At 69.3% G+C, this 25,697-nt stretch carries 24 protein-coding genes; 5 read left to right on the top strand and 19 right to left on the bottom strand.

All coding sequences use genetic code 11. From position 1 onward, the window contains the following. Positions 1-4: 4 nt before the first annotated feature. From D7Y04_RS20915 to tilS, 5 genes are all read right to left on the bottom strand, one after another. Positions 5-730 (bottom strand): pyridoxine 5'-phosphate synthase, encoded by a 726-nt coding sequence (locus D7Y04_RS20915; protein WP_120550607.1) that lies wholly within the window; start codon positions 728-730, stop codon positions 5-7. Between the two features lie 101 nt (positions 731-831). Then, positions 832-2,226 carry a phosphoglucosamine mutase gene (gene glmM, locus D7Y04_RS20910; protein ID WP_120595760.1) on the bottom strand — a complete coding sequence of 465 codons (1,395 nt, stop codon included), beginning with the start codon at positions 2,224-2,226 and terminating at the stop codon, positions 832-834. A gap of 164 nt (positions 2,227-2,390) precedes the next feature. Next, positions 2,391-3,614: a dihydropteroate synthase gene (gene folP / locus D7Y04_RS20905; RefSeq protein WP_120595759.1), complete on the bottom strand. Its 1,224-nt coding sequence runs from the start codon at positions 3,612-3,614 to the stop codon at positions 2,391-2,393. Between the two features lie 172 nt (positions 3,615-3,786). After that, a complete protein-coding gene (gene ftsH, locus D7Y04_RS20900) occupies positions 3,787-5,703 on the bottom strand; it encodes an ATP-dependent zinc metalloprotease FtsH (RefSeq protein ID WP_120562694.1) in 1,917 nt (638 codons plus the stop codon). Positions 5,704-5,884: 181 nt separating this feature from the next. Next, positions 5,885-7,255 (bottom strand): tRNA lysidine(34) synthetase TilS, encoded by a 1,371-nt coding sequence (gene tilS, locus D7Y04_RS20895; protein WP_121760460.1) that lies wholly within the window; start codon positions 7,253-7,255, stop codon positions 5,885-5,887. Between the two features lie 435 nt (positions 7,256-7,690). On the opposite strand from tilS, the gene D7Y04_RS20890 reads away from it, so the two are divergent. Continuing rightward, positions 7,691-7,900, top strand: coding sequence for a TIGR04563 family protein (locus tag D7Y04_RS20890; protein ID WP_014396356.1), 210 nt, complete (start codon positions 7,691-7,693; stop codon positions 7,898-7,900). 9 nt (positions 7,901-7,909) lie between these two features. After that, positions 7,910-8,191 (top strand): TIGR04563 family protein, encoded by a 282-nt coding sequence (locus D7Y04_RS20885; protein WP_014396355.1) that lies wholly within the window; start codon positions 7,910-7,912, stop codon positions 8,189-8,191. Between the two features lie 46 nt (positions 8,192-8,237). Here the strand turns inward: D7Y04_RS20885 and D7Y04_RS20880 are convergent, their stop codons facing one another. Beyond that, positions 8,238-9,068 carry a 5'-nucleotidase C-terminal domain-containing protein gene (locus tag D7Y04_RS20880; protein ID WP_121760459.1) on the bottom strand — a complete coding sequence of 277 codons (831 nt, stop codon included), beginning with the start codon at positions 9,066-9,068 and terminating at the stop codon, positions 8,238-8,240. Then, positions 9,068-12,226 carry a TonB-dependent siderophore receptor gene (locus tag D7Y04_RS20875; RefSeq protein ID WP_120600003.1) on the bottom strand — a complete coding sequence of 1,053 codons (3,159 nt, stop codon included), beginning with the start codon at positions 12,224-12,226 and terminating at the stop codon, positions 9,068-9,070. Before D7Y04_RS20875 ends, D7Y04_RS20880 begins: the two co-directional genes overlap by 1 nt. A gap of 112 nt (positions 12,227-12,338) precedes the next feature. On the opposite strand from D7Y04_RS20875, the gene D7Y04_RS20870 reads away from it, so the two are divergent. Continuing rightward, positions 12,339-13,898 (top strand): ChaN family lipoprotein, encoded by a 1,560-nt coding sequence (locus D7Y04_RS20870; RefSeq protein ID WP_120600002.1) that lies wholly within the window; start codon positions 12,339-12,341, stop codon positions 13,896-13,898. Positions 13,899-13,957: 59 nt separating this feature from the next. Further along, a complete protein-coding gene (locus D7Y04_RS20865) occupies positions 13,958-14,638 on the top strand; it encodes a hypothetical protein (protein ID WP_147477168.1) in 681 nt (226 codons plus the stop codon). 57 nt (positions 14,639-14,695) lie between these two features. Here the strand turns inward: D7Y04_RS20865 and D7Y04_RS20860 are convergent, their stop codons facing one another. The 7 genes from D7Y04_RS20860 to D7Y04_RS20830 form a co-directional block, all read right to left on the bottom strand. Next, positions 14,696-15,091, bottom strand: coding sequence for a LysM peptidoglycan-binding domain-containing protein (locus tag D7Y04_RS20860; protein ID WP_120597998.1), 396 nt, complete (start codon positions 15,089-15,091; stop codon positions 14,696-14,698). Positions 15,092-15,200: 109 nt separating this feature from the next. Further along, the gene (locus D7Y04_RS20855; protein ID WP_120597999.1) at positions 15,201-16,145 is read right to left on the bottom strand and encodes a hypothetical protein; all 945 of its coding nucleotides are present in this window, start codon (positions 16,143-16,145) and stop codon (positions 15,201-15,203) included. An 82-nt stretch (positions 16,146-16,227) separates the two neighbouring features. After that, positions 16,228-16,614, bottom strand: coding sequence for a hypothetical protein (locus D7Y04_RS20850; RefSeq protein ID WP_120598000.1), 387 nt, complete (start codon positions 16,612-16,614; stop codon positions 16,228-16,230). A 126-nt stretch (positions 16,615-16,740) separates the two neighbouring features. Continuing rightward, positions 16,741-17,292, bottom strand: a complete 552-nt coding sequence (locus tag D7Y04_RS20845; RefSeq protein ID WP_120598001.1) for a hypothetical protein — start codon at positions 17,290-17,292, stop codon at positions 16,741-16,743. A gap of 91 nt (positions 17,293-17,383) precedes the next feature. After that, positions 17,384-18,181: a class I SAM-dependent methyltransferase gene (locus D7Y04_RS20840; RefSeq protein WP_120598002.1), complete on the bottom strand. Its 798-nt coding sequence runs from the start codon at positions 18,179-18,181 to the stop codon at positions 17,384-17,386. Beyond that, entirely contained in the window at positions 18,171-18,947 is a 777-nt protein-coding gene (locus tag D7Y04_RS20835; protein ID WP_120598003.1) for an SDR family NAD(P)-dependent oxidoreductase, read from the bottom strand. The genes D7Y04_RS20840 and D7Y04_RS20835 overlap by 11 nt, the downstream gene beginning before the upstream one ends. Before the next feature lie 163 nt (positions 18,948-19,110). Beyond that, positions 19,111-19,737, bottom strand: coding sequence for a TetR/AcrR family transcriptional regulator C-terminal domain-containing protein (locus D7Y04_RS20830; protein ID WP_120598004.1), 627 nt, complete (start codon positions 19,735-19,737; stop codon positions 19,111-19,113). 91 nt (positions 19,738-19,828) lie between these two features. Between D7Y04_RS20830 and D7Y04_RS20825 the strand changes: the two genes are divergently transcribed. Then, complete coding sequence (locus D7Y04_RS20825) at positions 19,829-21,277, top strand: FAD-dependent monooxygenase (protein ID WP_120598005.1); 1,449 nt, start codon at positions 19,829-19,831, stop codon at positions 21,275-21,277. A 104-nt stretch (positions 21,278-21,381) separates the two neighbouring features. Here the strand turns inward: D7Y04_RS20825 and D7Y04_RS20820 are convergent, their stop codons facing one another. From D7Y04_RS20820 to D7Y04_RS20800, 5 genes are read right to left on the bottom strand one after another with little or no spacing between them, the layout of a single operon-like run. Next, positions 21,382-22,209, bottom strand: a complete 828-nt coding sequence (locus D7Y04_RS20820; RefSeq protein WP_120574361.1) for a 3-keto-5-aminohexanoate cleavage protein — start codon at positions 22,207-22,209, stop codon at positions 21,382-21,384. Continuing rightward, complete coding sequence (locus tag D7Y04_RS20815) at positions 22,206-22,604, bottom strand: hotdog fold domain-containing protein (RefSeq protein WP_199733715.1); 399 nt, start codon at positions 22,602-22,604, stop codon at positions 22,206-22,208. The genes D7Y04_RS20820 and D7Y04_RS20815 overlap by 4 nt, the downstream gene beginning before the upstream one ends. Next, the gene (locus tag D7Y04_RS20810) at positions 22,601-23,386 is read right to left on the bottom strand and encodes an OAM dimerization domain-containing protein (RefSeq protein WP_120574362.1); all 786 of its coding nucleotides are present in this window, start codon (positions 23,384-23,386) and stop codon (positions 22,601-22,603) included. The genes D7Y04_RS20815 and D7Y04_RS20810 overlap by 4 nt, the downstream gene beginning before the upstream one ends. 4 nt (positions 23,387-23,390) lie before the next feature. Beyond that, the gene (locus D7Y04_RS20805) at positions 23,391-23,876 is read right to left on the bottom strand and encodes a hypothetical protein (protein WP_120598007.1); all 486 of its coding nucleotides are present in this window, start codon (positions 23,874-23,876) and stop codon (positions 23,391-23,393) included. Further along, the gene (locus D7Y04_RS20800; RefSeq protein ID WP_120574364.1) at positions 23,873-25,423 is read right to left on the bottom strand and encodes a lysine 5,6-aminomutase subunit alpha; all 1,551 of its coding nucleotides are present in this window, start codon (positions 25,421-25,423) and stop codon (positions 23,873-23,875) included. Before D7Y04_RS20800 ends, D7Y04_RS20805 begins: the two co-directional genes overlap by 4 nt. Positions 25,424-25,697 lie beyond the last annotated feature (274 nt).

The raw sequence follows: 25,697 nt of genomic DNA, 5'->3' as shown, positions 1-25,697 counted from the left end.
GGGCCTACCCCGGGTCGCGCATCAGTTCGAGCATCTCACGCACCGCGCGCTCGAAGCCCACCAGCACCGCGCGCGCCACGATGGCGTGCCCGATGTTCAGCTCGTCGATCTCCTGGATGCGAGCGATGGCCTGCACGTTGTCGTAGTTGAGCCCGTGCCCGGCGGCCACGCCCATGCCCAGCTTGGCGCTCGCCTTGGCCGCGTCCACGATGCGCGCCAGCTCCCGCGCGCGCTCCTTCTCGTTGCGCGCCTCGCAGTAGCGGCCCGTGTGCAGTTCAATCCGGTCCGCGTTCACCTTGTGCGACGCGCGCACCTGGTCCAGGTCCGGATCGATGAACAGCGAGACGGCGATCTCCCCGTCCTTGAGGTTCTTGATGATCTTCGCGATGGACTCGCGCTGGCCCGCCACCTCCAGGCCGCCCTCGGTGGTGAGCTCCTCGCGCCGCTCGGGGACGAGCGTCACCACGTCCGGCTTGTACTCGTAGGCGATCTTCACCATCTCCGCGGTGGCGGCCATCTCCAGGTTCAGGAGCGTCTGCACCGTCTCACGGAGGATGCGCAGATCCCTGTCCTGGATATGGCGCCGGTCCTCGCGCAGGTGGATGGTGATCTGCCGGGCGCCGGCCAGCTCCGCCATCGCCGCGGCCGTCACCGGATCCGGATACACGGTGCGCCGCGCCTGCCGCAGCGTCGCCACGTGATCCACGTTGACACCCAGTCGCTGTCCCATCGTCCCGCTCCTTGCGCTGGCGCGGTGCGGGATTGTCCAGGGACCCGGGCCCGCGCCGGCCCCTCTATTCGTGGCCGGCGTCCGGAAGTCAACCGCTGTCGCTAGCCGTTGAGCGCCTTGGACAGCGCCTCGACGATTTCGCGGGCGTACGCCTCGTTGCGCGCCGCGTCCTCGCCTTCAATCAGCACGCGGGCCTTGGGCTCCGTGCCGGAGAAGCGCACCAGCACACGGCCGTTGTTGCCCAGCTTCTGCTCCACGTTCTTGATGGCCTTCATCACCGTGGGCAGCTCACCCAGCTCGCGCTTCTGCTTCACCACGACGTTGAGCAGCGTCTGCGGCACCGGCTGGAAGATGGAGGCCAGCTCCGACAGCGGCTTCTGCTGGCGGCACATCACGGCCAGCAGTTGCAGCGCCGCGAGCGTGCCGTCGCCCGTGGTGGTGTGGTTCAGGAAGATGAGGTGGCCGCTCTGCTCGCCGCCCAGGCTGTAGCCATTGCGGCGCATCTCGTCCACGACGTGCCGGTCGCCCACGCGCGTGCGGACCACCTTCACGCCCCACTGGGACACCGCGCGCTCCAGGCCGATGTTGCTCATCACCGTGGAGACAAGCGTCTTCTTCTTCAGCTCCTTGCGCGCGACGAGCTCACCCGTGCAGATGGCCATGATGGCATCGCCGTCCACGACGTTGCCCTTCTCGTCCACGACGATGAGGCGGTCCGCGTCTCCGTCCAGCGCGACGCCCAGGTGGGCACCGTGCTTCACCACCGCCTTGGCCAGGCCCTCCGGGTGGAGCGCGCCGCACTTGTGGTTGATGTTCTTGCCGTCCGGGGACACGCCCAGCGCGATGACCTTCGCGCCCAGCTCCTCCAGCACCGCGGGCGCCGTGCGGTACGCCGCGCCGTTGGCGCAGTCCACCACGATGGTCATCCCCTCCAGCGTCAGCTCCCGAGGGAATGTGGCCTTCAGGTAGACGATGTAGCGGCCGCGCGCGTCGTCCAGGCGGATGGCCCGGCCAATCTTGGTCGCCGTGGGGCGGATGTTGTCGATTTCGCCGCTGGAGACCAGCTCTTCAATCTTGGCTTCCGTCTCGTCCGGCAGCTTGAAGCCGTCGCGCCAGAAGAACTTGATGCCGTTGTCCTGGTACGGGTTGTGGGACGCCGAGATGACGGCGCCCGCGTCCGCGCGCATGGAGGTGGTGAGGTTGGAGATGCCGGGCGTGGGCAGCGGGCCCACCTGCTCCACGTCGACGCCCATGGAGATGAGGCCGGCGGACAGGGCCTGCTCCAGCATGTAGCCGGAGAGGCGCGTGTCCTTGCCCACGATGACGCGGTGGCGGTGCGGACCGTTGCGGATGAGGTACGCCAGGGCGCGGCCGAGCTTCATCGCGACCTCGGCCGTCATCGGATAGACGTTGGCCACGCCACGAACGCCGTCCGTGCCGAACAGCCGCTCCGTCTTCTGAGCTTCCTTGGGGGGCATGTCCATCCTGTACGCCATGTGTGCCGCTCCACCTTTCCCATTGCCGGAAGGGCTCCGGCCACTCGCGTCCGGGGCTTATACCCCGTCCGGCACGTGGGCCCGAAGCTAGGGATGCGGTGTCACCCAGGCAAGCGCCCAGGCGTGCGGACCTGGCCTGTTTACGACGTTGGGGCTTGCCCCCGTCAGCCGCCGTACAGGTCGCCGCCACCCCGAGCCCGCCGGATGGCGTCCGCCACCGCCAGCGCGTCCCGCGCCTCGCCCACATCGTGCACCCGCACCACGTCCGCGCCGCCCAGGATGGCCATGGCCGCCACGGAGCCCAGGGTGGCCGCCAGGCGCTCCTGGGGGTCCTTGCCGCCCGTCAGCTTCCCGAGGAAGGACTTGCGGCTGGTACCCACCAGCAGGGGCTGCCCCAGCCCCCGCAGCTCCTCCAGGCGGCGCAGCAGGAAGAGGTTGTGCTCCAGCGTCTTGCCGAACCCGATGCCCGGGTCCAGGAGGATGCGCTCGCGCGGGATGCCGGCCTCGGTGGCCTGGAACATCCCCTCCTCCAGGTAGTCCATCACCTCGCCCACGACGTCCTGGTAGCGGGGGTCCTGCTGCATCGTCTTCGGCATGCCCTGGGTGTGCATGAGGCAACACGCGGCGCCCGCGGCGGCCACCACGCCGGCCAGCGCCGGCTCCGAGTGGAAGCCGGTGACGTCGTTGATGAGGTGGGCGCCGGCCTTGAGCGCCTCCTTCGCCACCGCCGCCTTCGTGGTGTCCACGGAGATGGGCACGGTGGAGCGGCGCTTGATGCCCTCCACCACCTGGAGGATGCGCGAGAGTTCTTCGTCCGCGGACACCGGGAGCGAGCCCGGCCGGGTGGACTCGCCGCCCACGTCGAGGATGTCCGCGCCCGCGTCCACCAGCTTCATCGCGTGCTCCACGGCGCTGATCGCGTCCGGGAAGATACCGCCGTCGGAGAAGCTGTCCGGCGTCACGTTCACCACGCCCATGAGGTACGTGCGCGTGCCCCACTCGAACCGGCGCCCGCTCAGGGTCAGCGCCGGCATGGGCGCGGGGGACAGCGCTTCCTCCAGCACGCGCGCCAGGCCGTCCGTGCGGGGGGATTTGCGGGCGAGCGAAATCAGCCGGTCGAACTGCTGGCGGCTGCCGGACAGGAGCACCTCGCCCGGGTGGTCCACATGTCCACCCGGCGTCCAGGTGGGCAGCTTCTCCCGCTCCTTGGAGCCGTACGGCGGCACCAGCTCCTCCTCGTAGGAGGGACGGCCCCCGGTGACGAGCACATGCGCGTAGCCCAGCTCGCGCGCCAGGTGCTCGCGGTTGCGAGGAGACAGGTTCAAGCGGCGGAGGACCAGCGACAGGTCGTCGGGGCGGTCGCGGGAGATGAGGCGTGCGCGCAGCACGGTCAGGACCCCTTCAAAGCGTGTGGACGGCGGTGAATCAGTGTCGCCGCTTCGCCGGGTCCAGGGAAGGGAGGACGACAGGAACGCGCATGGCGTCACGGCGAAAAGCAGAAGGCCCTCCCCGGTACGCGGGAAGGGCCTTCGTCACTTCAGGACGGAACCTTGAGAGGCGTTACGCCTTCTTCGGCTCCATGTTGGGCAGGCCCTCGAGCGCGTCGAGGATCTTCCGCTTGTCCTTCTTCTCCGTCGGCTTCGGCGAGGAGCTCACGCGCGGCGCCGGGCGCTCACGGGTGAGCTGGCCACCCTGGAGGATGATGTTCACGTCCTCGGCGTCGAGCGTCTCGTACTCCACCAGGGCGTCGGACACGCGCTGGAGCACGTCCAGCTTGTCCGTGAGCAGCTGCTTGCCGGTGGTGTAGCAGCCCACGACGATGCTGCGGACCTCCATGTCGATCTGCCGGGCGGTGTCCTCGGAGTAGTCCTTGGACGAGTTGAAGTCGCGGCCCAGGAAGACCTCGCCGTCGCTCTTGCCGAACGCCAGCGGGCCCATCTTCTCGCTCATGCCCCAGCGGCACACCATGGCGCGCGCCGTCTCCGTCGCACGCTCGATGTCGTTCGCCGCGCCGCTGCTCATCTCGTTGAACATGAGCTCTTCGGCGATGCGGCCACCCATGGCCATGGTGATCTGGTCGAGGATCTGCTTGCGGTAGCCGTTCACCTTGTCCTCGGTGGGCAGGCTCCAGGTGACGCCCAGGGCCTGACCGCGCGGGATGATGGTGACCTTGTGCAGCGGGTCGCAGCCGGGCAGCAGCTTGGCGAGGAGCGCGTGACCGGCCTCGTGGACGGCCGTGTTCCGCTTCTCCTTGTCGGTCATGATCATGGACCGGCGCTCCGGGCCCATGAAGACCTTGTCCTTCGCCTGCTCGAAGTCCGCCAGGTCCACGCGCTCCTTGTTCTGGCGCGCGGCCATCAGGGCCGACTCGTTGACCAGGTTCTCCAGGTCCGCGCCCGTCATGCCGGGCGTTCCGCGGGCGATGACCTCCAGCTCCACCTCCGGAGCCAGCGGCACGCGGCGGGTGTGCACCTTCAGCACGCCCAGGCGGCCCTTGAGGTCCGGACGGGGAACGATGATGCGGCGGTCGAAGCGGCCCGGGCGCTGGAGCGCCGGGTCCAGCACGTCCGGACGGTTGGTGGCGGCGATGAGGATGACGCCGTCGTTGGACTCGAAGCCGTCCATCTCCACCAGCAGCTGGTTGAGCGTCTGCTCACGCTCATCGTGACCGCCGCCCAGGCCCGCGCCACGGTGGCGGCCCACGGCGTCGATTTCGTCGATGAAGATGATGCAGGGGGCGTTCTTCTTGCCCTGCTCGAACAGGTCGCGCACGCGGCTGGCGCCGACGCCCACGAACATCTCCACGAAGTCCGAGCCGGAGATGGAGAAGAACGGGACGCCCGCTTCACCGGCCACCGCGCGGGCGAGCAGCGTCTTGCCCGTACCCGGAGGGCCCATCATCAGGACGCCCTTGGGGATGCGGCCGCCCAGCTTGGTGAACTTCTTGGGGTCCTTGAGGAAGGCGACGATCTCCTCCAGCTCCTCCTTGCACTCGTCCACGCCGGCCACGTCCGCGAACGTGACCTTGTTGTGGCTCTCGCTGAGGAGCTTCGCCTTCGACTTCCCGAACGTCATCGCCTTGCCGCTGCCGCCCTGGAGCTGGCGCATGAAGAAGATGAAGAACAGGAACAGGAAGACGACCGGCATCCACTGCCCGAGGATGGTCAGCCAGAGGCTGTTCTGCTCCTCGCGCTCGTACTTCACGTCCACGCCGGAGGCGCGGAGCTGGTTGAGCACGGCCACGTCCGGCGCGGGCCCCGTCGTCCGGAACTTGTCGTTCGAGTCGCTGAACGTACCGGAGTAGGTGTTGCCCTTGACGGAGACGGCACGGACCTTCTTCTCCTCCACCTTGGTCAGAAGCTGGGTGAAGGTCGGTTCCTGCACCTGCTCGTTGCCTTGCGAGAAGAAATTGTAGAAGGCGACGAAGAGGACGATCAGGATGACCCAGAGCCCGATGGTCTTGTAGGTCGAACGCACGTTTCAGCTGCCCTTTCGGTACTCGGCGGGATGAGGGCCGTGCCAGGAGGAACCCTGGCGAAGTTCGTCATGTGCCCGGCGCCCGCCCGTGTGCAGGCCAGCGACGGACCGTATCAGCAACAGCAAAAAGCCCTCAACTATTTAGGGGACCGCGACCATCCCCCGTTTCGAAGCTTCGACTCTATAACGGAGGGGTCTTCCGTTCGCTCGTGAGCGGAGGAAAGGCCCACAGCGAGTGTCGGGAAGCCATCTCGCGCGAAGCCGCACCCGGTTCGACGAAGCGCGGCAGGACGCCGGGAAGCCACAGCGGTTCCCCGCGCGCGTCCACCACCACCGGCTGCGCGTCGCGCGCCTCCGAAGGAACGCGGGCATCCACCATCACGTCCTGCACCTTGCGGTGGCCCGCGCGCGTCCGGACGCGGTCGCCCTGCTTTCTCGAACGCACCATGAGTGGCCACGCCGTCCCCTCCTCCAACATCAAGGCCAACACGCCTGGGGGCGGAAATCCTTCCGCGACCACCTGGAAGCGCCACGCGCCGAAGTCCCCCTGGGCTCCCGGCCCCGCGAGCACCAGCGGCGCGGGCGGTGATTCCCCTCCAGGTCCCACACAGCGCACCCGCCCGCCGGTGGCCTTCAGGAGGAAGCCGTCGCTCAGAGGAATGACGCCCCCGCGCGCCACCACCTCCCGCGCGCGCTCCAGCGTGGCGTGGTCCACCCGGGCGCCCGCCGTGCCCAGCAGCCGTGCGAGCACGCGGCGCCACAGCGGCGGCTCCAGCGCGCGAAGCCCTACGGCGTCCAGCCCGCCCCCGGACAGCGCCAGCCGCTCCCACGCCGCGTCCGCCAGCCCGTCGAGCAGGGCTTCGTCCTCGGAGGCGAGCCGCGCGAAGGTGGCCAGGTGCGCCACGGTGCTGAAGCCCGCCGCGCGGTTCAGCGCGGGGAGCACGTCGTGGCGCACACGCGTGCGGAAGTAGGAGGGGTCCGCGTTCATCGGATCCACCACGAACCCCACCTCCTCGGTGGTCAGGAAGGCGAGCACGTCCTCGCGCGAGCACGCGAGCAGCGGGCGGAGGAGCGTGGCCGCACGGGCGTGGATGGAGCGTGCGCCCCGGAGCGCCGTTCCCCGGGACAGGCGCATCAACAGCGTCTCCGCCTGGTCGTCGAGCGTGTGGCCTGTGGCCACGAAGTCCAGGCCGCGCTCCTGTCGCAGGACCTCCAAGGTCGCGTATCTCGCCTCGCGCGCCCGCGCCTCCAGCCCCACCCCGGGCGACAGCGTGAGCCGCCGGACGTGGCAGGTCAGGCCCAGGCGCTCGGCCAGACCTACGACGGAGGTCACTTCCTCCGCGGCCTCCGCTCGGAGGCCATGGTCCACCGTCGCCACCTCCACGCGCAGCGCCAGGGCCTCGCGCACGCGCGCCGTTCCCACGAGGAGCGCGGTGGAGTCCGCGCCTCCAGAGACGGCCAGCAGCACCGAACGCGAGCGGGCGCCGTGCTCGGAATACGAGCGGGCGAGCTTGCCGGGCAGCGAGGAGCTTTCAGGAGACGCGCGAGGCATGGCGCCAGCGTTCGGAATGGAGTGTCAGATGACCGGGTTACAGATTCGCGGTGACGGAAGGTGTGGGGATGCATTCCATGATTCCCACAACGGAAGGACGCGGGGCGGAAATAGAACGGCGCTTCGCGGTTGTTGGTCGGACGTTCTGGACTTCATGACGTTGGACCTAGGGGTCCCCCCCCTCCCCCTCTGGGTCCACGGGGCCGCTCGGAGATTCGCTCCCTGCGGTCCCTCTTTACGAAACGCCCCGGTCTCCCCTGTGGAGGCTGGGGCGTTTCACTTTTTTGACCGGGGCACCCTTTGTCGGAAGTGGAGCGTTCAGCCCTCGGGCGCACGCTTGAGTGCTCCGAAACCGTTGACCCTTCAGGGCGTCTGTCGGATAACCGCTCCGGTGTGTTCAGGTCGTCACCTCGAATCCGCCCCGGAGACCCAGGCATGGCAGGCACCGACAAGCGCAAGCAGTCGCTGTACTTCCCCGAGGAGATGCTGAAGGAGATCCAGGAGGAAGCGAACAGGCAGGACCGTTCTCTCTCTTGGGTGGTGCAGCAGGCCTGGAAGATCGCCCGCGACCGCATCAAGTCGTTCCCTGCCGTGAATGACGTCACGGGCGACGAGCGCACGGACCCGCGCGAAGAAAGGCCGTAAGGCAGGGCAATGGCCACCACGGATCACCGCAAGCAATCCCTCTACTTTCCCGAGGACATGCTGGAAGAGATCCAGCGTGAGGCAACGCGGCAGGATCGTTCCCTGTCGTGGATCGTCCAGCAGGCATGGAAGGTCGCCCGCGCTGACATCCGCCGCATGCCCTCGGTCAACGACGTGCTGGGCCCCCTGCCTCCAAGGCCGGTGGCCGCCGCGGCGCAGACAGCCACCTCCGCTCCCGCGGTGGTGACGTCCAGCGCCCCGGCATCCTCGGACGAGCCCTCCAAGCCGTAGGGCTCCATCCACCCCGGCCCCCGTAAGTCCGACACCGCGCGAGACGTCAGCGCGGGGCGGGCCGGGAGGGCCGGGCACAGTTAGCGAAGACGATGCGCGGGGCTTCCTTCAGCGCCTGGACCGGGCTGGGGTACGTGCTCTTCATGTACGCCGCCGCGATGTTGGCGTCCGTGCCGCCCAGCTTGCGCGCGGTCACCGGGTTGCGGTCCGGGTCCTGACCCGCGTTGCCCAGGATGCCGCCGTAGCCGTCTCCTCCCGACAGCAGGAACGTGGACATCGCCACCCGGTAGCGGATGGACGCGTCGTCGCGCGCGGGGATGGACACGGCGCGGCCGCGCACGCGCAGCTCCGTCACGCGCTGGCCCGCCGCACGCGCGCAGTCCACGCGCATGCTGGTGCCGTCGGACACGTGGAGGAACGCGCCGGACGGAGACACGATGGCCTGCCCCTCCACGGCCAGCGTCTCCACGGAGTGCTCGAAGAGGTCCACGAGCTGCTTCTCCGTGAGGTCCACCGTCACGACGAGGTTCTCGAAGAGGATGACCTCGTGCAGGACACCGTCGGTGAGCGGCCCCGTGCGCAGGGACGTGCGGGTGACGCACAGGCCCTCGTCGCGCAGCGAGCCGCCGTTGATGATGCCCAGCTCCGTGGCCTTCGAGGCGCCGTCCTCCGCGTGGAGGAACGCGTCCGCGGCCAGCTGCCCCAGCGCGTTGTTGTCATGGCGGGTGAAGGCGGAGCCCAGCTGCACCTCCTCGCCCAGGTAGCCCACGACGGCGTCGGGGTCGTCCACCAGCGGGGTGCAGGAGTCGTTGTACGCGAGGCACCCGGGTAAGAGCGCGAGTGCCGCGAGCGCGGCGGTGAGGTGGCGGCGGTCCATCAGTAGAAGGCCCTCAGGGTGAGGTAGCCGGACACGCCCTCGCGCGGCAGCAGTCCGGTGACGCGGTCCGGCCGGGGCACGTCGTCGCGCAGGTCGTGGTCGAAGAGGTTCTGTGCGTAGAGCGTCACCTCGAAGTGCTCCCAGATGGGCTCGGTGCGCAGCTGCGCGGTGATGAGGCTGTACGCGGGAATCTCATAGCGGCGGATGAGCTCCAGCGTGGACCGGTTGTTGTTGCGCCGCTCGGCGCCGGAGCGCACCACCACGTCCAGGTTCACCCAGTCCCCCAGGGGCATGGACACGCCCGCGTTGAAGCGCGCCTGGGGCACGTCCGTGAGCAGTCGGGCCTGCTCCGGAACCTCCAGGTCCTGCGCGCGGGACAGGCTGGCGTTGACCCACGCGGCGGCGCGCTTGGACGCCTCCAGGCGGGCCTCCGCCTCCACGCCGTACACGCGCACGCCCAGCTCGCGGTTGCGCAGGGGGACGATGTTGCCGCTGGTGTCCACCGGGGTGATGGGCGAGGCGAAGTTCTGCAGGAAGGCGTTGGCGCGCACGCGCACGCGGGTGTCGCCCGCGGCCTGGACCAGGTCCATGCCCAGCTCGAAGGTGTCCACGGTGGTGGGCTTCAGGAGCGGGTTTCCCTCGAAGCGGCCCTGGTTGTAGTCGGTGTCGGGGATGCGCTCGACCAGCTCCTGGGGCGTGGGGGCGCGGAAGGCGCGGCCGTACAGCGCCTTGAGCACCAGCGCGTCCGACGCGGCGATGACCAGGCCCACGCGCGGGTTGACCCGCACCACCATCTTGCTGGCGTCGAGCGTGCCTGACGCCTCCGCGTCGGGAAGCTGGATGGCGTCCAGGCGCAGGCCGAAGGTGAGCGTGAGCGCGGAGAGCACGGTCCACTGGTCCTGCGCGGAGAGGCCCAGGTTCAGGCGGCTGGAGGCCACGCCCTTCGTGAGGTCCACCAGCCCTTCAGGGGCGGCGGGGCTGGGACGCAGGCGGCCGTCGAGCGTGTAGTTGGTGGTGTAGTCGTACTGGGACAGCGACTGCTGTTCGGCGACGAAGCCCAGGGTGAGGTGGTTCTCCTTCGTCAGCGCGAGGTCCGCGTCCACGGAGGCCGTCACGGTGCGCACGGTGACCTGCGTCTGCTCCTGAAGTCCCTCGGGGAAGAGGCGGTCCGCGCCGTCGCCGGTGCGGAACTCCAGGGGCGTGAGCTGGAACATGCGGTCGGTGGACTGCTGATCGAAGCCCAGCCGGGCGCGCACCTGGCCGCCGTCGGAGAGGGGCCGCTCCCAGGTGAGGTCCGCGAGGAGCACGTCCCAGGACAGCTGGGAGTCGTTGCCCACAGTGTCGAACAGACCGACGAGCGCATCGCGCTTCTCTGAGAGGTAGCGCGCGGTGATGCCCACGCGGCCGGCGCTATCCAGGCCGTAGGACACGCCTCCGCCCGCGTTGAGGAGGAAGCGGCCGTCACGGGTGCGACCCGCGGGCTGGTCCACGTCGCGAAGGCCCTGGGCCACGGACTCGTCATCGAGCGCGTCGTGGTCGATGACGAGCGAGTCGCCTTCCTGCGTCCAGAGGTCCAGGTCCGCGAACAGGCGCAGGTCGCCGGTAGTGTGCGCGGCGGACAGGTGGCCGTCGGTGGCGAGCGCCAGGCGGCCGTCGTCGCGAGGGACACCGCCGGTGGTGATGGCGCCGCGGACGCCGTCGGCGTGGTTGGTGACGAGGTTGACGACGCCCTGGAACGCGCCCGCGCCGTAGACGGCGGAGCCGGGGCCGCGGATGACTTCGATGCGCTCCAGGTTCTCCACCGGCAGGTTCATGAGCGCCTTGCCGTCGAAGAAGTTGTTGAGGCGGTGGCCGTCGAGGAGGAAGAGCACCTCCGCGTCGTTGCGCAGGCCCCGGATGGCGGTGCGATGGAAGCCCTGCACGTCGCGGCTGACGGACACGCCGGGAACCACGTCCAGCACGTCCGCCACCGTGCGCGCGCCCAAAGCGATCATCTGCGAGCGGTTGAAGGACGCGCCGATGGCCGGCACGGTGCGGACGGACGCCTCCTGGAGGGTCGTCACCGCGAGCACGTCCTCCGCGCTGTAGAGCGCCAGGTCGTCGTCCATGGCGGTGGGGGATGAGGAGGAAGCGCGGGAGTCGGCGCGAGGTTCCGGAGGAAGATCCGCGTTGAGCGCGGCCATCGCGTCGTCGGAGCTGGAAGCGCGCGTGTTGCTTCCGTCAGCACGGCCGGGAGCCCGCGAGTCCGTACCGCTCGTGCGAGCCGTTGCGCGCGGGTCGGCTGCGTCCGTTCGGGTCTGCGCGCGCGAACCGTCCGTTCGGGCCGTGCGTGAATCCGGTGCATCCGTCCGGCTCGAGGCTCGCGAATCCGTGCCGTCCGTGCGGCTTGGGGCTCGCGAGTCCGTGCCGTCCGTGCGGATCGAAGCGCGTGCATCGGGCGCGTCCGTTCGGGACGAAGCACGCGAGTCCGTACCGCCCGTGCGGCTCGAAGCACGTGGATCCGTACCGCTGGGCGTGCTCGATGCGCGTGGGTCGGAAGCTCCCGAACGGGAGTCCACGATGTCCATTCGATTCGAAGTCCGCGAATCGGGGGTCCCCGTGCGTGCACCCGCTCCATCCGGACGACTCGCGGGAGGAGGCGGAGTCGGAGCGCTCCCTGAGTCATCGTCCTCCCCTGCCCCCGACGGCGGCGCGAAGGCATCGATGTCCGGCGTGGACTTCGTGGCGTCACGGGTCCCCTTGCGGACCGGCGGCGCGCGGACCGGCGGGGGCTCCGCGGTCTGCGTCCCCACCATCACCCGCGCGGGCCGGAGCGCGGACATGAAGAGCGGCGCGCGCTCCCCATTCACCATCGCCGCTTCGACGAAGTACTCCACTCCGGGTGGCACCATGTGCTCGGCGGGAATCACCGCGCGGTACAGGTCTCCATACTGCCGCTCCATGGCGACCTGGACGTACGGCTCGCCCGGGCCGCGATAGCGGACGAAGAGCTCCAGCACCTTGGCGCCATCCACCAACGTCGCATCCAGTTGGAGGGGCTGTCGGGCCTCGGCACGAGGCGGCGATGCGTGAAGCAGCGCGGCCTCTTGCGCGTGGACGGAGGCCGCGGCGAACACCACGGCACAGAGGATGAGCGTGCGAGGAAGAACGGTCTGCAAGATTGTCGGCGATGGTCCGTTGCAGGGCCATGCGAGTCAAGCAAGCCACCCGCCCGCGTCCCGCCGATTTTTTGCCGCCCCCGCGAGCGCATGCGACGGTGCCTGTCGCTCCATGCGCGCGTCGCTTGCCCTTCACCTCGCCCTCTTCCGCCGCCAACGCGCCCAGATCGCCCGGGTGGTCGAAGGCCGCACCGAAGCCTTCCGCGCCTACGAGGCCCGGTACCGTCGGCGCACGAGCACCTACCAGAGCCTGGTCTCCCTGCCCCACGTGCACCAGCGCATCGCGGCGTCGGACCTCGTCTACGTCGGCGACTACCACACGCTGCCGCTCGCCCAGCAGACCTACCTGGACCTCGCCGAGCGCGCCCTCTCCTCCGGCCGCCGCGTCGTGCTGGCGCTCGAGTGCGTGGAAGGCCGTCATCAGGCCGCCCTCGACGCGTACCTCGCGGGACGCCTGCCCGAGCGCACCCTGATGTCCCGGCTGGGCCATGGCCCTACTCCGGGCTTCGGTCCCGGCGCCGGCATCCGCGCCGTGCTGGCCTTCGCGAAGCGCCTCAAGCTCCAGGTGGCCGCCATCGACCGGCGGGCCCAGGGAGAGCGTTCGCTCGCACTGCGCGACGCCTTCGCCGCGGAGCGCATCGCCCGTGTGGCCCGCGCGGAGGACGTCCCGCTGGTGATGGTGCTGGTGGGCCAGTTCCATGCAGCGCCCTGCCACCTGCCCGCGCAGGTGGAGCGCGCATTGGGAGACACCCATCCGCGCCGCGGCCTCGTCGTGTACCAGAACGCCGAAGGCCTCTGGTGGCGCCTCGCGCGCGAAGGCCGGCTGGGCAGCGCGGAGGCCGTGGAGCTGGCGGACGGCGCGCTGTGCCTGATGAACGCCTCGCCCGTCCTGTGCCAGCAGAGCTTCCTGGACTACCTGGAGGCCGAAGGCGACGACGCGCCCCTGTTGGACCGCAGCGCCGCGGAGCGCTTCCGGGACATGGCGGAGCTCATCGGTGGGCTCGCGGGCGTGTCCGTCGGGCGCGAACTGGATTCGGTGGAGGTGACGACGGCGGCGGACGGCGACGTGCTCGCCCGCATCCGTCGGCGCGGCCGCTTCACGCAGGCGGAGCTCTCCCAGCTGCGCAAGCACATCCTGTCGCGTGAGAGCGGCTACATCCCGCGCGCGCGCACGGCCTACCTCGCGTCACTGTCCCTGAACCACGCTGCGGAGGAGGCCGCCCACTTCGTGCGCCACTGCGCCGTGGGCGACGCCATGGACGCCCCGCGTGGCGCATCCGAGGCCTTCTACGCACGCTGTCTGGAAGAGGCCCTGGGCTTCTTCGGCTCCAAGCTGATCAACCCGCGCCGCACCTGCCCCAACGTCACGGAGTGGGCGAAGCGCTTCGGCGAGGCCCGGGGCCTGGAGCGGCAGATCGCCGCCTTCGTCCTCGCCCACAAGGCCACGGAGTCCGAGGCCCCCGACGAGGCCGTGAAGCTCCTCCCCCTGCGCCGCGACCGCCTGTTCCACGGCGTCAGCCACGCGCTCGGCTATCTCCTGGGGGACAGCCTCTACCGCGCCTTCGACGCCGGCCAGGTGGACATCGCCGACATCCGCGCCCTTTTCCGGGATCCGCTCGTGGATCCGCGCGGCGCGTACCTGGCCTGGGCCGCGCGCCTGCGGGGCATCTAGTCCTCCGGTGGCATCGTGGCTGCTGAATTCCGCATCCGCTTGACGCTACATTCCGGCGGATGAATCCATCCCCTCGCCCGCTCACGGGCGTTGTGTCCGCTGTCCTCCTGTCCCTCGCCGTGAGCCTCGTGCTGCCCGGGTGCTTCCCCACTCAGGGCGCCTGCGTCCATGGCTCGTCCATCTACTTCTGCAATGAGGACACCGAAGACGAGTGCCGCGACTTCTGGTGCGACGGCTGGGACTACTGCGGCTACTTCGACGGCGACTCGTGCGAGGACGTGGGCTTCTCTGACGGAGAGGTGTTGCTGAACAGCTTCTCCGAGCCGAGGACGCCCGACTGGAGCTGGGGAACGCCTTCCGGCGGTGGTGGCGGCGGTGGCGGTGGCGGCGGCGGCAACGGTGCGTGCGCCTACTACGATTCGAACCTGAACCGCGTGCTCTGTGATCAGCGCACTTCGGCCTCCAGCTGTTCGGGCAAGTGGATGGGCAACGGCACCAACTGCTCCACGCTCAAGTGCACGAGCAACACCGACCCCAACAGCTGCACTGTGTCGGGTGGAAGCTCGGGCGGCACCTGCACGTCCACCTACCAGGGGCCCACCGGCGACGCGCAGGTCTACACGCAGTGCGCTTCCGTGTGGAACTACCGCTGCCAGCAGAAGAACGACAGCGCCGCGGACCAGAACTGCCTCGTCTACGACTCGCTCGAAGCGACGGTGGAGTGCCCGTACTGCCCTTGAGCCACCAGGCCGGCGGGCCGCGAGACCGCGGTCCACCGGCACCGGGAGCGCTGAGACTCAGGCGCGGTTGGCGATGGTCTTCGGCGGCAGCTTGAGCACCTGGCCCACCTTGATGTGGTCCGGGTCCTTGAGCTGATCCTTGTTGGCCTCGAAGATCTTCGTGTACAGCTTCATGTCCCCGTAGATGTCCTTGGCGAGCTTGCTGAGCGTGTCGCCGGACTTCACGGTGTGCACGCCGTAGGGCTCGGCGTGGGTCACGGTGAGCATGACCATGACTTCATCGTTCCACTTCGGGTGCTTCGCCTTGATCTGATCCCACATGCGATCACGGTCGAAGGCGTGGTCGACGGTGCCCTTGATGACGAGCTTGCCGTTCTCCTCGCGCGCTTCGACCTTCGCGCCCACGTTCTTCGCCACGTCCAGCACGTCCTGGTAGTCGTTCTGCAAGGCCATCCGTGTTCTCCTGTCGTGAGGGCGCGAACTCAAGCACTCCGCCCCCTGGCCATGACGGACCGCCGGGAAGGACGTGAACGAAGCTCAACACTGCGGAGTCAGGAGCTGTTCAGAGCACCACGTCCGCGCCGGGCTCCGGTGCGACGTTCAGCTCTTCGGGCGGTGCGAAGGTGCCGTCCGGGCGCAGCTCACGCAGGACCTCCTCGCGGCTCAAGCGCACCTCGCGGATGGTGCCATCTGGCGACAGCGCGTAGACGCGGTCCTGGTCCTCCACGCCCACGAAGAGGCCGCCCAGCGCGGGATGGAGCATCACCAGCGCGAGTTCCGTCTCCAGCGGCCCCGGGAAGAGCACATGCGCGTGCGCGGAGAACTGGGGCCGCTCGCCGTCCGCGTCCGGCGCGACGGACACGGGGATGAGCCCCTGGTGCAGGGGCAGCTCCTGGAGCTTCTGGCGGCCGTCCTTGCTGAACTTGAAGCGGAAGTCGCCGCCCAGCAGGTACAGGTTCGAGTCGTCGAAGCCCTGGAGCACGTAGACGGTGATGCCGTCGTCCTCCTCCAGCACGACGGGCTTGAGCTGCTTGCGGCCGTGCACCTGGTAGACGCGCTCGCAGGCGGCGCTCGCTGCGCGGGCCAGAGCGTCCATGCCTTCGGGCAGGGACTCGGCGGGGAAGTCTTCCATCTCGCCGGAGAACTCGATGGGCGCGCGGTACGCGTACGCGGGAACGAACGCGTCCTGCTCATTGAAGCGGCCGAAGACGGAGTACCAGGCGTTGCCGCGCGGCACGGTGAAGACCCCGTTCACCCGCGAGCGGTCCACATCCGGACGCGCCTGCAGCAGGTCCGTGGCGCTGAGGGTGCCCTTCTCCGATTCGGCGATGTACTGCGCGCGCTTCTGCACGCGCTGGAGTTCCTTGTCCGCCACCAGCTCCACCGGTGACTCCGCCGCGTCCGGCGTGCCCACCGGGGCCTGCGCCGCTTCCGCCTGGGTCGCGCTGGAGTGCGCGCGGCAGCCGGCGGTCAGGGCAACGAGGGCGACGAGGAGACTGCGAAGCATGGGGACTCCCGCGGACGTAAGGGCCCGGTCAGTCTGTGCTGGCCGAGGCCCTCGCGTCACGTCCTCCAATCACGGCGGGACCTCAGGCGCCCTGCTGCGTGGGCGCCAGCGCCGCCTTGATCTTCTCCTTCAGGGCCTTGCGGCGCTCCTTGAACTGCGAGCGCGTGGTCTCGTCGACCTGGCCGTTGTTGGAGGCGCGGGCTGCCTTCATCTCCTCTTGGAGCTGCTTGGCCTCCGCCTTGAATCCGTCCGCCTGGGCCTGCGACAGGCGCCCTTCGGCGACCTGCTTGTCCAGCCGGTGATCCATGCGGCCGAACTTGTGGCCCCCGCCGCCGTGCTTGCCCCGGCGGCCCTCGCACTGGCCGGACTTGGCGTTGGAGTCGGACGGCGCGGCCGTCTGCGCGAGCACAGGCACGGCGAGGAGCAGCGTGGCGACGGCGGTACCGCGAAGGATGGACTTGAGCGACATGGTGTGTGGACTCCGGGTTCAGGTCAAAACGCTCCGGGAGCAGCCGTGCAGCCTGCTTCCCGTCGCGCTCTGACACTCAAAACCCCGGAGCCCGCCGAAGGTTAAATCGCCTCCGGAAACCGCCGGCTACTGGCAGTCCGCCAGGCCGTAGGTGAAGTCCTGGCGAGGCGTGTGGCCCGGGTCCTGGTTGATGGCCGCGATGCTCAGGTCCGTGTACGACACCGTCTGCGTGCTGCCGATGACCATCTGCGTGCGCTGCACGCGCGTGGTGGACAGCACCACCTTGCCAATCGAGCCACCGGGCTCCACGCGGTAGCAATTCATGATGCGCGGATCCACCGTGGAGCGCAGGCACTGCGTGTACTGCCCCAGCACCGTGCGCTTCTCATACGTGCAGCGGCAGTCCCAGGGGTCATAGGCCTCCACCACCGTGGCGGCCTCGTAGCCCGTGGCGGTCTGGACCACCTCCAGGTAGCTGCCATCCTGCGGCTGCGTGCAACGCATCAGCGTGTCACCCACGGCGCCCTGCTTCACCTCCGCCAGCGCGGGATCCACCTTCACCTGCGCGCCCGCCTCGATGGCCTGCAGCGGGTCCCTCGCGTCCGCACCCTCACAGCCCAGGCCCAGCAGCGAAACACCCAGCATCACGACCGCGGAAAGACGCAGCGACACCTTCATGGACGACTCCTACGAATGGGGGGATGTCCGGGAGGACCCGGACATCTCACCTGTAGGCTTTCGCGGCGGCCAGGTGCAACGCCCTTCTGTGTCACGAACGCGATACAGGCTTCAGGGCACGCGTGGCCATGAAGGTGGGCAGGAACGTGGAGAGCAGGTCCTTGCCCCCCTCGTACTTGTCCTCGAACAGGTTCGTGAGCACGAAGCCCGCCTCCATCTGTCCGCCCAGCTGCTCCTCTAGCGAATGGCCCACGACCATGGGCTCATCCTTGTCGGTGTAGCGGCGGCGCTCCTCGACGGTGAGGCTGGTGAAGTCCGAGTACGGCATCGTGTACTTGAGCCGCATCACGCCCTTCTCTTCGTCCACCGGGTCGAAGAGGTAGCGCACCGGGTTGCAGATGCCCGACAGGAGCACGCCGCCCGGACGCAGCACGCGGAAGGCCTCGCGCCACACCGAGAGAATCTCCTCCGCGAAGCAGTTGGAGCACGGGTGGAAGATGAGGTCGAAGCTCCCGTCTGCGAACGCGGACAGGTCGCACATGTCGCCCTCCACGTATTGGAGCGACAGTCCCTCGCGCTCGGCCACCTTGCGGTCCTGCCCCAGTTGCGAGGGCGAGTTGTCGAACACGGTGACGTTCGCGCCCGCGGCCGCGAGCACCGGACACTGCTGGCCGCCCGCGCTCGCAAGGCCCAGCACGTCCTTGCCCTTCAGGTCCCCGAACCACGCGCGCGGCACGGGCTTCGTCGGGGTGAGCACCACGCTCCAGTCACCCCGTCGCGCGGCGGCGATGACCTCTGGAGCCACCGGCAACGTCCACCGGTTGCCGCGTCCCACCTCGCCGTTCCACGCCTCGCGGTTGTACGTCCGCACGTCCAGGTCAGTCTTCATGCAGCACCCGTCCTTCCATGCCCCCGGCCACGGTGACGACCTCGCCCGTCACGTGTCCGGAGATGCGATCCGACGCAAGCGTCACCACGACGCGCGCCACGTCCTCCGGCTGCCCCACCTTGCGCAGCGGCATCGTCCGCGTGACGCGGCCGACGAACTTGGGGTCCCCCAGCTTGTCGCGGTTGCGATCCACTTCCGTCCAGCCCGGGCACACCACGTTGACGCGGCCCATGGGCGCGATGCGGTGCAGTTCGTTCTTCAGGCTCTTCACGAAGCCCGCCGCGAGCGCGCCCTTCGCCGCCGCGTAGTCCGTGTGGCCCGCCTCACCGAAGAGGCCCGCCGTGGAGCTGATGATGACGATGGTGCCCGTGCCCGTGGTCTCCACGTGGCGCAGGAACGCGCGGCAGCTCAGGAACACGCTGTCCAGGTTTTGCGCCAACGTGCGCCGCCAGCGCTCCAACGACATCTGCCACAGCGGCTCATCGGGCGCGGGATACACGCCGGTGTTGCACACCAGCACGTCCAGCCGGCCCAGGTCCTTCACCGCCTGGGGCACCAGCGCGTCCACGTCCGCTTCCACCGTGAGGTCCGCGCGCACGGCCGCGCCGCCCACCTCGCGCGCGAGCGCCGCCGCCTTGTCCTGGCTGCGGTGGTAGTGCACCGCCACCTTCGCGCCCTCGCCCGCGAACGCCCGCACCAGCGCGGAGCCGATGCCGCCCGCGCCGCCCGTCACCAGCACGCCCTTGCCCTGCAGTCCCGTGTCCATCGCTGCGCGACTCCTCATGGGCTCCCGTCAGAGCGGGAGGAATGCGCGGCATGATGCCCGAGCCATCCGGCGCGGACAGCCGGGACGTAGGGGCGGTGTCGGCGGGTGCGCTGCGTGCCGGGCAGCGGGACGAAATGCGCGGCGAGAACCTGACAGCGACGCGCTACGGCGTGGACAGCCGCTCGCGGATGCCCGCGACGAGCAGGTCCAGCCCGAAGGCGAACCGGCGCTCGAAGTCGCGGTCCAGGATGGCGTCCACCGCGCTGGCCGCGTGCGGATAGCGCGCCGAGGCGAGCTGACGCAGCGCCCCTTCCCGCTCCTTCGCTTCGGCGTCCTGCGCGGTGAAGCCCTGCTCCTCGATGGTGAAGCCGAGCACGTAGTCCAGCACGGTGAAGGCCGCCCAGCCCGCCGCTCGTGAGTCGAACCCCGCCCGCGTCAGCGCGCCAATCACGGTGTCGGAGACGCGAAGCGTGTGCTCGGACACCACGATGGTTCCGGCGTAGACGCGGGCGCCGTCCCGGTGGGCCAGGAACGCGCGCCGCAGCTCCTCCGCCACGGTGCGCACCACCGCCTCCCACGGTGACTCCGGCGTCAGCGTGCGCGCCACGTCCCGCACCAGCGTGTCCGCCATCGCGTCCAGCAGGGCCTGCTTGCCCGGGAAGTGCCAGTACAGCGACGGGGCCTGGATGGAGAGCGCCTTCGCCAGGACGCGCATCGTGAGGCCCTCCAGGCCGTGCTCGTCCAGCAGCGTCCACGCCGCCGCCACCACCTGCTCCCGCTGGATTCGCATGCCCGCGCTGCCCCTCGCTGGCTTGACAATCTAACGCCGTTAGTTGATCCCTAACAACGTTAGTTTAACGCCTTCGGGCGGGAGGTCGGTCATGGCGGAGGTCCTCGATGTGGCGGTGGTGGGAGGAGGTCCCACCGGGCTGTGGCTCGCGTGCGAGCTGGCGCTGGCGGGCGTCCGGGTGGAGCTGTTCGAGCGTCGCGTGGAGGCCGTGCGCGAGTCCCGGGCGCTGACGCTGCATCCGCGTTCGCTGGAGGTGCTGGCGCTGCGAGGGCTGGAGGGCCGGTTCCTGGAGCGGGGACGGCCGCTGCCCACCGGCCACTTCGCGATGCTCGACACGCGTCTGGACTTCAGCGTCCTGGACACGCGCTTCCCCTACACGCTGTTCCTTCCGCAGGCGGTGACGGAGGCCCTGCTGGAGGAACGGGCGCGGGAGCTGGGCGTGGCCGTGCGGCGCGGCCACACGGTGGAGGCCCTGCGACAGGACGACGAGGGCGTGGACCTGGAGGGCTCCACGGACGCGGGCACGTTCCGCATCCGGGCGCGCTTCGTGGTGGGCGCGGACGGAGCCCGGAGCGCGGTGCGGAGGCTTTCGGGCATCCCGTTCCCGGGGACGGACGTGACGCGCACGTCGGTGTTGGGCGACGTGACGTTGGGCGCGCCGCCGGCCCAGCCCGCCCTCGGCATCGCGAACGAGCGGGGCGGCGTGATGGTGGTGCCCATGTCACCGGGCGTCCACCGCATCGTCGTGAATGATCCGCTCCGAGAGAAGGCGCCGGTGCGCGAGCCCGTCACGCTGGAGGAGCTGCGGGAGAGCACGCTGCGCATCGCGGGTTCTGACTTCGGCATGCGTGAGCCCCGGTGGCTGTCCCGCTTCGGCAACGAGACGCGGCTCGCGGAGCGCTACCGCGAGGGACGCGTGCTGCTCGCGGGCGACGCCGCGCACATCCACTTCCCGGCGGGAGGACAGGGGCTCAACGTCGGCCTGCAGGACGCGATGAACCTGGGATGGAAGCTCGCGGCGGTGGTGAAGGATGGTGCGCCGGAGGCATTGCTCGACAGCTACTCGCGCGAGCGCCGTCCCGTGGGTGAAGCGCTGATCCACAACACGCTGGCGCAGACCGCGCTCATTGGCGCCACGCGGGAGACGCTGGCCCTGCGCGAGTTGCTGAGCGGCCTGCTCCGCGAGCCCCGGCTGAACCGCCAGCTCGCCGACAACATCGGGGCGCTCGACGTGAGCTACGCGCCGCTGGACGTGCCCGCGCCCCAGACACCGTCACCGCTGCTGTCCGAATGGTGCGGCCGACGCCTGAGCGACGTGGAGCTCGGCACGGACGCGCGGCTCTACGCGGCGCTGCATCCGGGCCGGTGGTTGCTGCTGGGGCTGGGCGAGGACGACGCACGCCCCCTGCCCCGCTGGGAACCCGGCTGGCCCTCCCAGGTGACGACGCTGCGAGGTCACCTGCGACGCGCGGACTTCGAAGGCGTGGGCGGCATGCTGGTGCGCCCTGATGGCCATGTCGGCTGGGCCTGGGCCGCGTAAGCAGCCGGGAGGCCGTACCGCGTTCGAGCATCACGGAGAAGAAACACGAAGGCCCGGGGCGAATCCGCTCCCGGGCCTCAAGTGACGGCTCAGCGCGTGAAACCTCAGCCCAGGCGCAACAGCTGCCGGGCCTGCTCGGGGGAGGCAATCTCACGGCCGGCCGCACGGGCCCGCTTCGCGGCCTCCGCCACCAGCTCGAAGTTGCCCTTCGCGAGCACGCCCTTGGACAGGTAGATGTTGTCCTCCAGGCCCACGCGCGCGTTGCCGCCGCGCTTCGCGGCCTCTTCTACAAACGGGAGCTGCTGGCGCCCCACGCCCGCCACCGTCCAGGAGCTCCCCTCCGGCAGCGAGGCGATCATGAAGTCCAGCACCTCCGGCCGCGCCTGCAGCGTGCCCGGCACGCCCAGCACGAAGTCGAAGTGCGCCGGCAACTCCACCAGCCCCTCCTTCGCCAGGTAGCGCGCCTCGTCGATCATCCCGACGTCGAAGCACTCCAGCTCCGGCTTGAGGCCGATGCTCTTGATGCGCTTCGCGATGTCGCGCACCAGCGGCCGGGGATTCCAGAACACCTCTTCCCCGAAGTTCACCGTGCCCGTGGTGAGCGTGGCCATGTCCGGCTTGTCCGCACCGGTGAGCGTGAGCCCGCCGCACCGCTCGTCCACGCCCATGCCCACCGCGCCGCCCGTGGACACCTGGACGAGCACGTCCGTGCGCTTGCGGATGGCTCGGATGGCCGCGCGGAACAGCTCCGCGTCCTGCGACGGCTTGCCCTCCGCCGTGCGCACGTGGATGTGCACCATCGCCGCGCCGGCCTCGCGGCACTTCGCCGCGTCCTCCGCGATCTCCTCCGCGGTGATGGGCAGGTACGGCGTCTGCTCGCGCGTCGTCTCCGCGCCCACCAGGGCGGCGGTGAGGACCATGGGCCTGCTCATCGCTTCACCCGCTGCTTGTCCTTCGGAACGACACAGGTGCCCGAAGCGCGGCACACCACCACCGCCTCCGGCAGCACGTCCGCCGCCGAGTCATTCACGTCCGTCCGGGGCTTGATGACCTTGCGAGCCTCGAAGCGCATCTTCCGCGACGTGTTGCCCTCGCTGATGATCTCGCCCTCCGCCTCGATGAAGTCGCCCGCGTACACTGGGGCCAGGAACTCCACGGAGTCGTAGGCGCGGAACAGGCCCTCGTCCCCGTCCGAGCGGATGCACAGCTCCGTGGCCACGTCCCCGAACAGACCGAGCATCCGCGCCCCGTCCACCAGGTTGCCGCCGTAGTGCGCGTCGTGGCTGCCCATGCGCAGCCGCAGTACCGCCTTGGTGCCAGTGCTCACGTGGGTTCCCCCTGGTAGTGGGAGTCGGCGGACTCCGTGCCCTCTTTCTTCATCACCGCGTGCACGATGTAGTTCGCCACGTCGGACGGCTTGGTGCCCGCCCCGAAGCCCGCGTCGAAGCCCAGCTCCAGCGCCAGCTTGTGGTCCACGCGCGGCCCGCCCAGCAGCAGGAGCGTCTTGCCGTGGATGCCCGCCGCCTTCGCCGCGTCGATGAACTGGCGCGAGTTGTCCTTGTGCACGTCGCGCTGCGTGACGACCTGGGACACCAGGATGGCGTCCGCGTGCTTCGCGGTGGCCTTCTTGATCAGGTCCTCGTTGGGCACCTGGCTGCCCAGGTTGAACGCCTCGAAGCCGGGGTAGCGCTCCAGGCCGTAGTCGCCCGCGTAGCCCTTCATGTTGAGGATGGCGTCGATGCCCACCGTGTGCGTGTCCGTGCCCGTGCACGCGCCGAAGACGACGATGCGCCGGCGCACCTTCTCCTTGATGAGCGCGTTGAGGTCGTTGAACCCCATCTTGCGCACCACCACCTCCGGCACGTCGATCTCCGCGTAGTCCAGCGTCACGTTGGAGCGGGCGTAGACGACGAAGAACGTGTACTGGTCCGCCGCGCGCTCGGCGGCGGCCACCTTCACGTCCGTGAAGCCCATCTTCTTCGTGAACTGGGCGGCGGCCTCCTTGGCCTTCTCCGACAGCGGCACCGGCAGCGTGAACGACAGCTGCACCATGCCGTCGTCGCGACGGTCGCCGTAGGGGCGGATGATCTGCTTGCTCGGCTTCACCATCGAACTAGCCCTTCTTGCCCTTGGGCGGCGTGAACGACACGCTGGTGCCCACCTTCTCGGCCACCGCGGCGAAACGGTCCTTCTTTCCCTGCTCCATGTAGAAGACCACCGACCAGGTCGTCTTCCCGTTGCAGCCCACGTACGTCACCGTGTCCACGTTGCCGCTGCCGTCCGGCGCCGCGTCCGTGTCCATCTTCGTGGCCGCCGGCTGACCGCCGACCTTCAGCATCGTCCAGCTGTCCCCGCCCATGTTCGCGAGGATCTTCGTGCGGCACAGCTCCGCCTTCATGCCCGCGGTCTGCACCGCGCCCACGTCCACCATGAAGTACGCGTCGCCAGAGGGCGCCAGGAACTTCTCCGAGCCGTCCACGTTGGAGCGCGTCCACGCCGCCGGGGCCTTCAGCGCGATGTTCTTCACCGTGACGCTGCTCAACGCATCCGCGCTGCCGCCCGCGGCCACCATCACGGCAACAAAGGTACTCAGGATCATGACGCCTCCAGCATTTCCAGGAACGGATTGAAGTAATCCGGCGCCTTCTCCAGCACGCCGTCCAGGCCCTTGCCACCGGTCTCCTCGCGCTTCACGTCGCCGAAGCGCCCCTTGCCGATGGCCGCCACCATGCCCTCGGTGTGGCACTCGCGCAGCAGCTCCTCCGCCTTGGCGAAGACCTCCCGCGCGCGGTTGGCGATCTTCCCGTCCTCGCGAACGGTGAACTCCTCGTCGATGCCCCGCGCCGCGCGGTGGATGTACGACGCGGACTTGAGCGCCACGTACCGGTCCGCGAGCAGCGGCGTGTGCATGGCCTCCGTCATCATGCCCAGCAGCTGGATGCCCTGCCGCGTCCAGATGGCCACCAGGTCCGCCATCACGTCGTACGCGTGGCTGAAGAAGATGTCCGTCTCCTTGTGCTTCGTGGGCGGCATGTACTTGAGCGGCGCGTCCGGGAAGCAGCGGCGCACCAGCATCGCCTGCGACAGCTCCAGCAGCAGCGTGTCGTCGCGGTACGGGTCGATTTCGTACGAGTGCCCGATGCCCAGCTGCCAGTCCTTGAGGCCCGCGCGCTTGGCGAAGCACTCGTTGATGAACTGGCTGGCGATGACGGTGTGGGCCGCGTCGTACGCGTCCGCGGTGGTGATGTAGTTGTCCTCGCCGGTGTTGATGATGATGCCGGCCAGGGCGCAGATGCGGCGGCTGAAGTACTGGTCGATGAACGTCCGCCGCATGTTGATGTCGCGGAAGAGGATGCCGTACATCGCGTCGTTGAGGAGCATGTCCAGCCGCTCGTACGCCGCGCAGAAGGCGATCTCCGACATGCACAGGCCGGACGAGTAGTTGGTCAGCTGGATGTAGCGCTTGAGCTTGCGGCTCTCGTCATCCAGGGCCTCGCGCATCACGCGGAAGTTCTCCTGGGTGGCGTAGGTACCGCCGTAGCCCTCCGTCGTCGCGCCGTGGGGCACGTAGTCCAGCAGCGACTGCGCCGTGGAGCGGATGACCGCGATGACGTCCGCGCCTGCCTGCGCCGCCGCGCGCGCCTGGTCCACGTCGTCGTAGATGTTGCCGGTGGCGACGATGACGTACTTGTGCGGCGCGGGCGACATGGGGAACTGCTCACGCAGGGCGTTGCGCTGGGCGATGCGGGACTTCAGCTCCGCCATCGCCGCACGGGCCTCCTCGCGCACGGCGTCGCGCAGGTTGGCCTCCATCTCTGGAGACAGCGCGCCCAGCTTGTCCGTGGGCAGCGCGGTGATGCGCTCCACGGCGTCCAGTGGACTGCTGGCGCCCAGCTGCAGCGCGCGGCCGTACCAGTACGCGGCGCCCCGGTTGAGCACTCCGGCGGACTGAAGCTTGTCCACCATGAGGTTGGCCAGGGGTACGCCACGCGTACCCGCGCCGGAAATGCCAAAGAAGCGCAAGACGGTGCGCTCATTGGAAACAGTGGTGTTGCGTTGGATGAGGTCGAAGATCGGATTGACGATCTCGTCCGCCAGCTTGCGCGCCTCGGCAATCCGCGCGTCGTCGATGAACGGGCCTGACATGCGCGCACCCTACCCGAGCCCCGCGCCCTTCTGCGCAAGAACACAGGCGCCCGCACCGCCAGCAAACGATGCCGCACCGCGCCTCTTGAATGGCGAGACGCATCACACAAAAGCCTTCTCACCGAAATGTCGCTGCCTACTTGAGCACCGATAAAGCGGTGAAGAATGCCACCGCCATTTCGGTTCAAACACCGAAAGGCCGGTGAACAGACTGAGGCCTCCACACTCAAACCATTGAAATCACAGGACGCAAACGTTCGGCACGAGGCGTGCT

It is taken from the genome of Corallococcus sp. AB038B (assembly GCF_003668955.1).
Taxonomy (GTDB): domain Bacteria; phylum Myxococcota; class Myxococcia; order Myxococcales; family Myxococcaceae; genus Corallococcus; species Corallococcus exiguus.
Note: the sequence above shows the minus strand (reverse complement) of the source record. Positions and strands in the feature narration are given on the sequence as shown.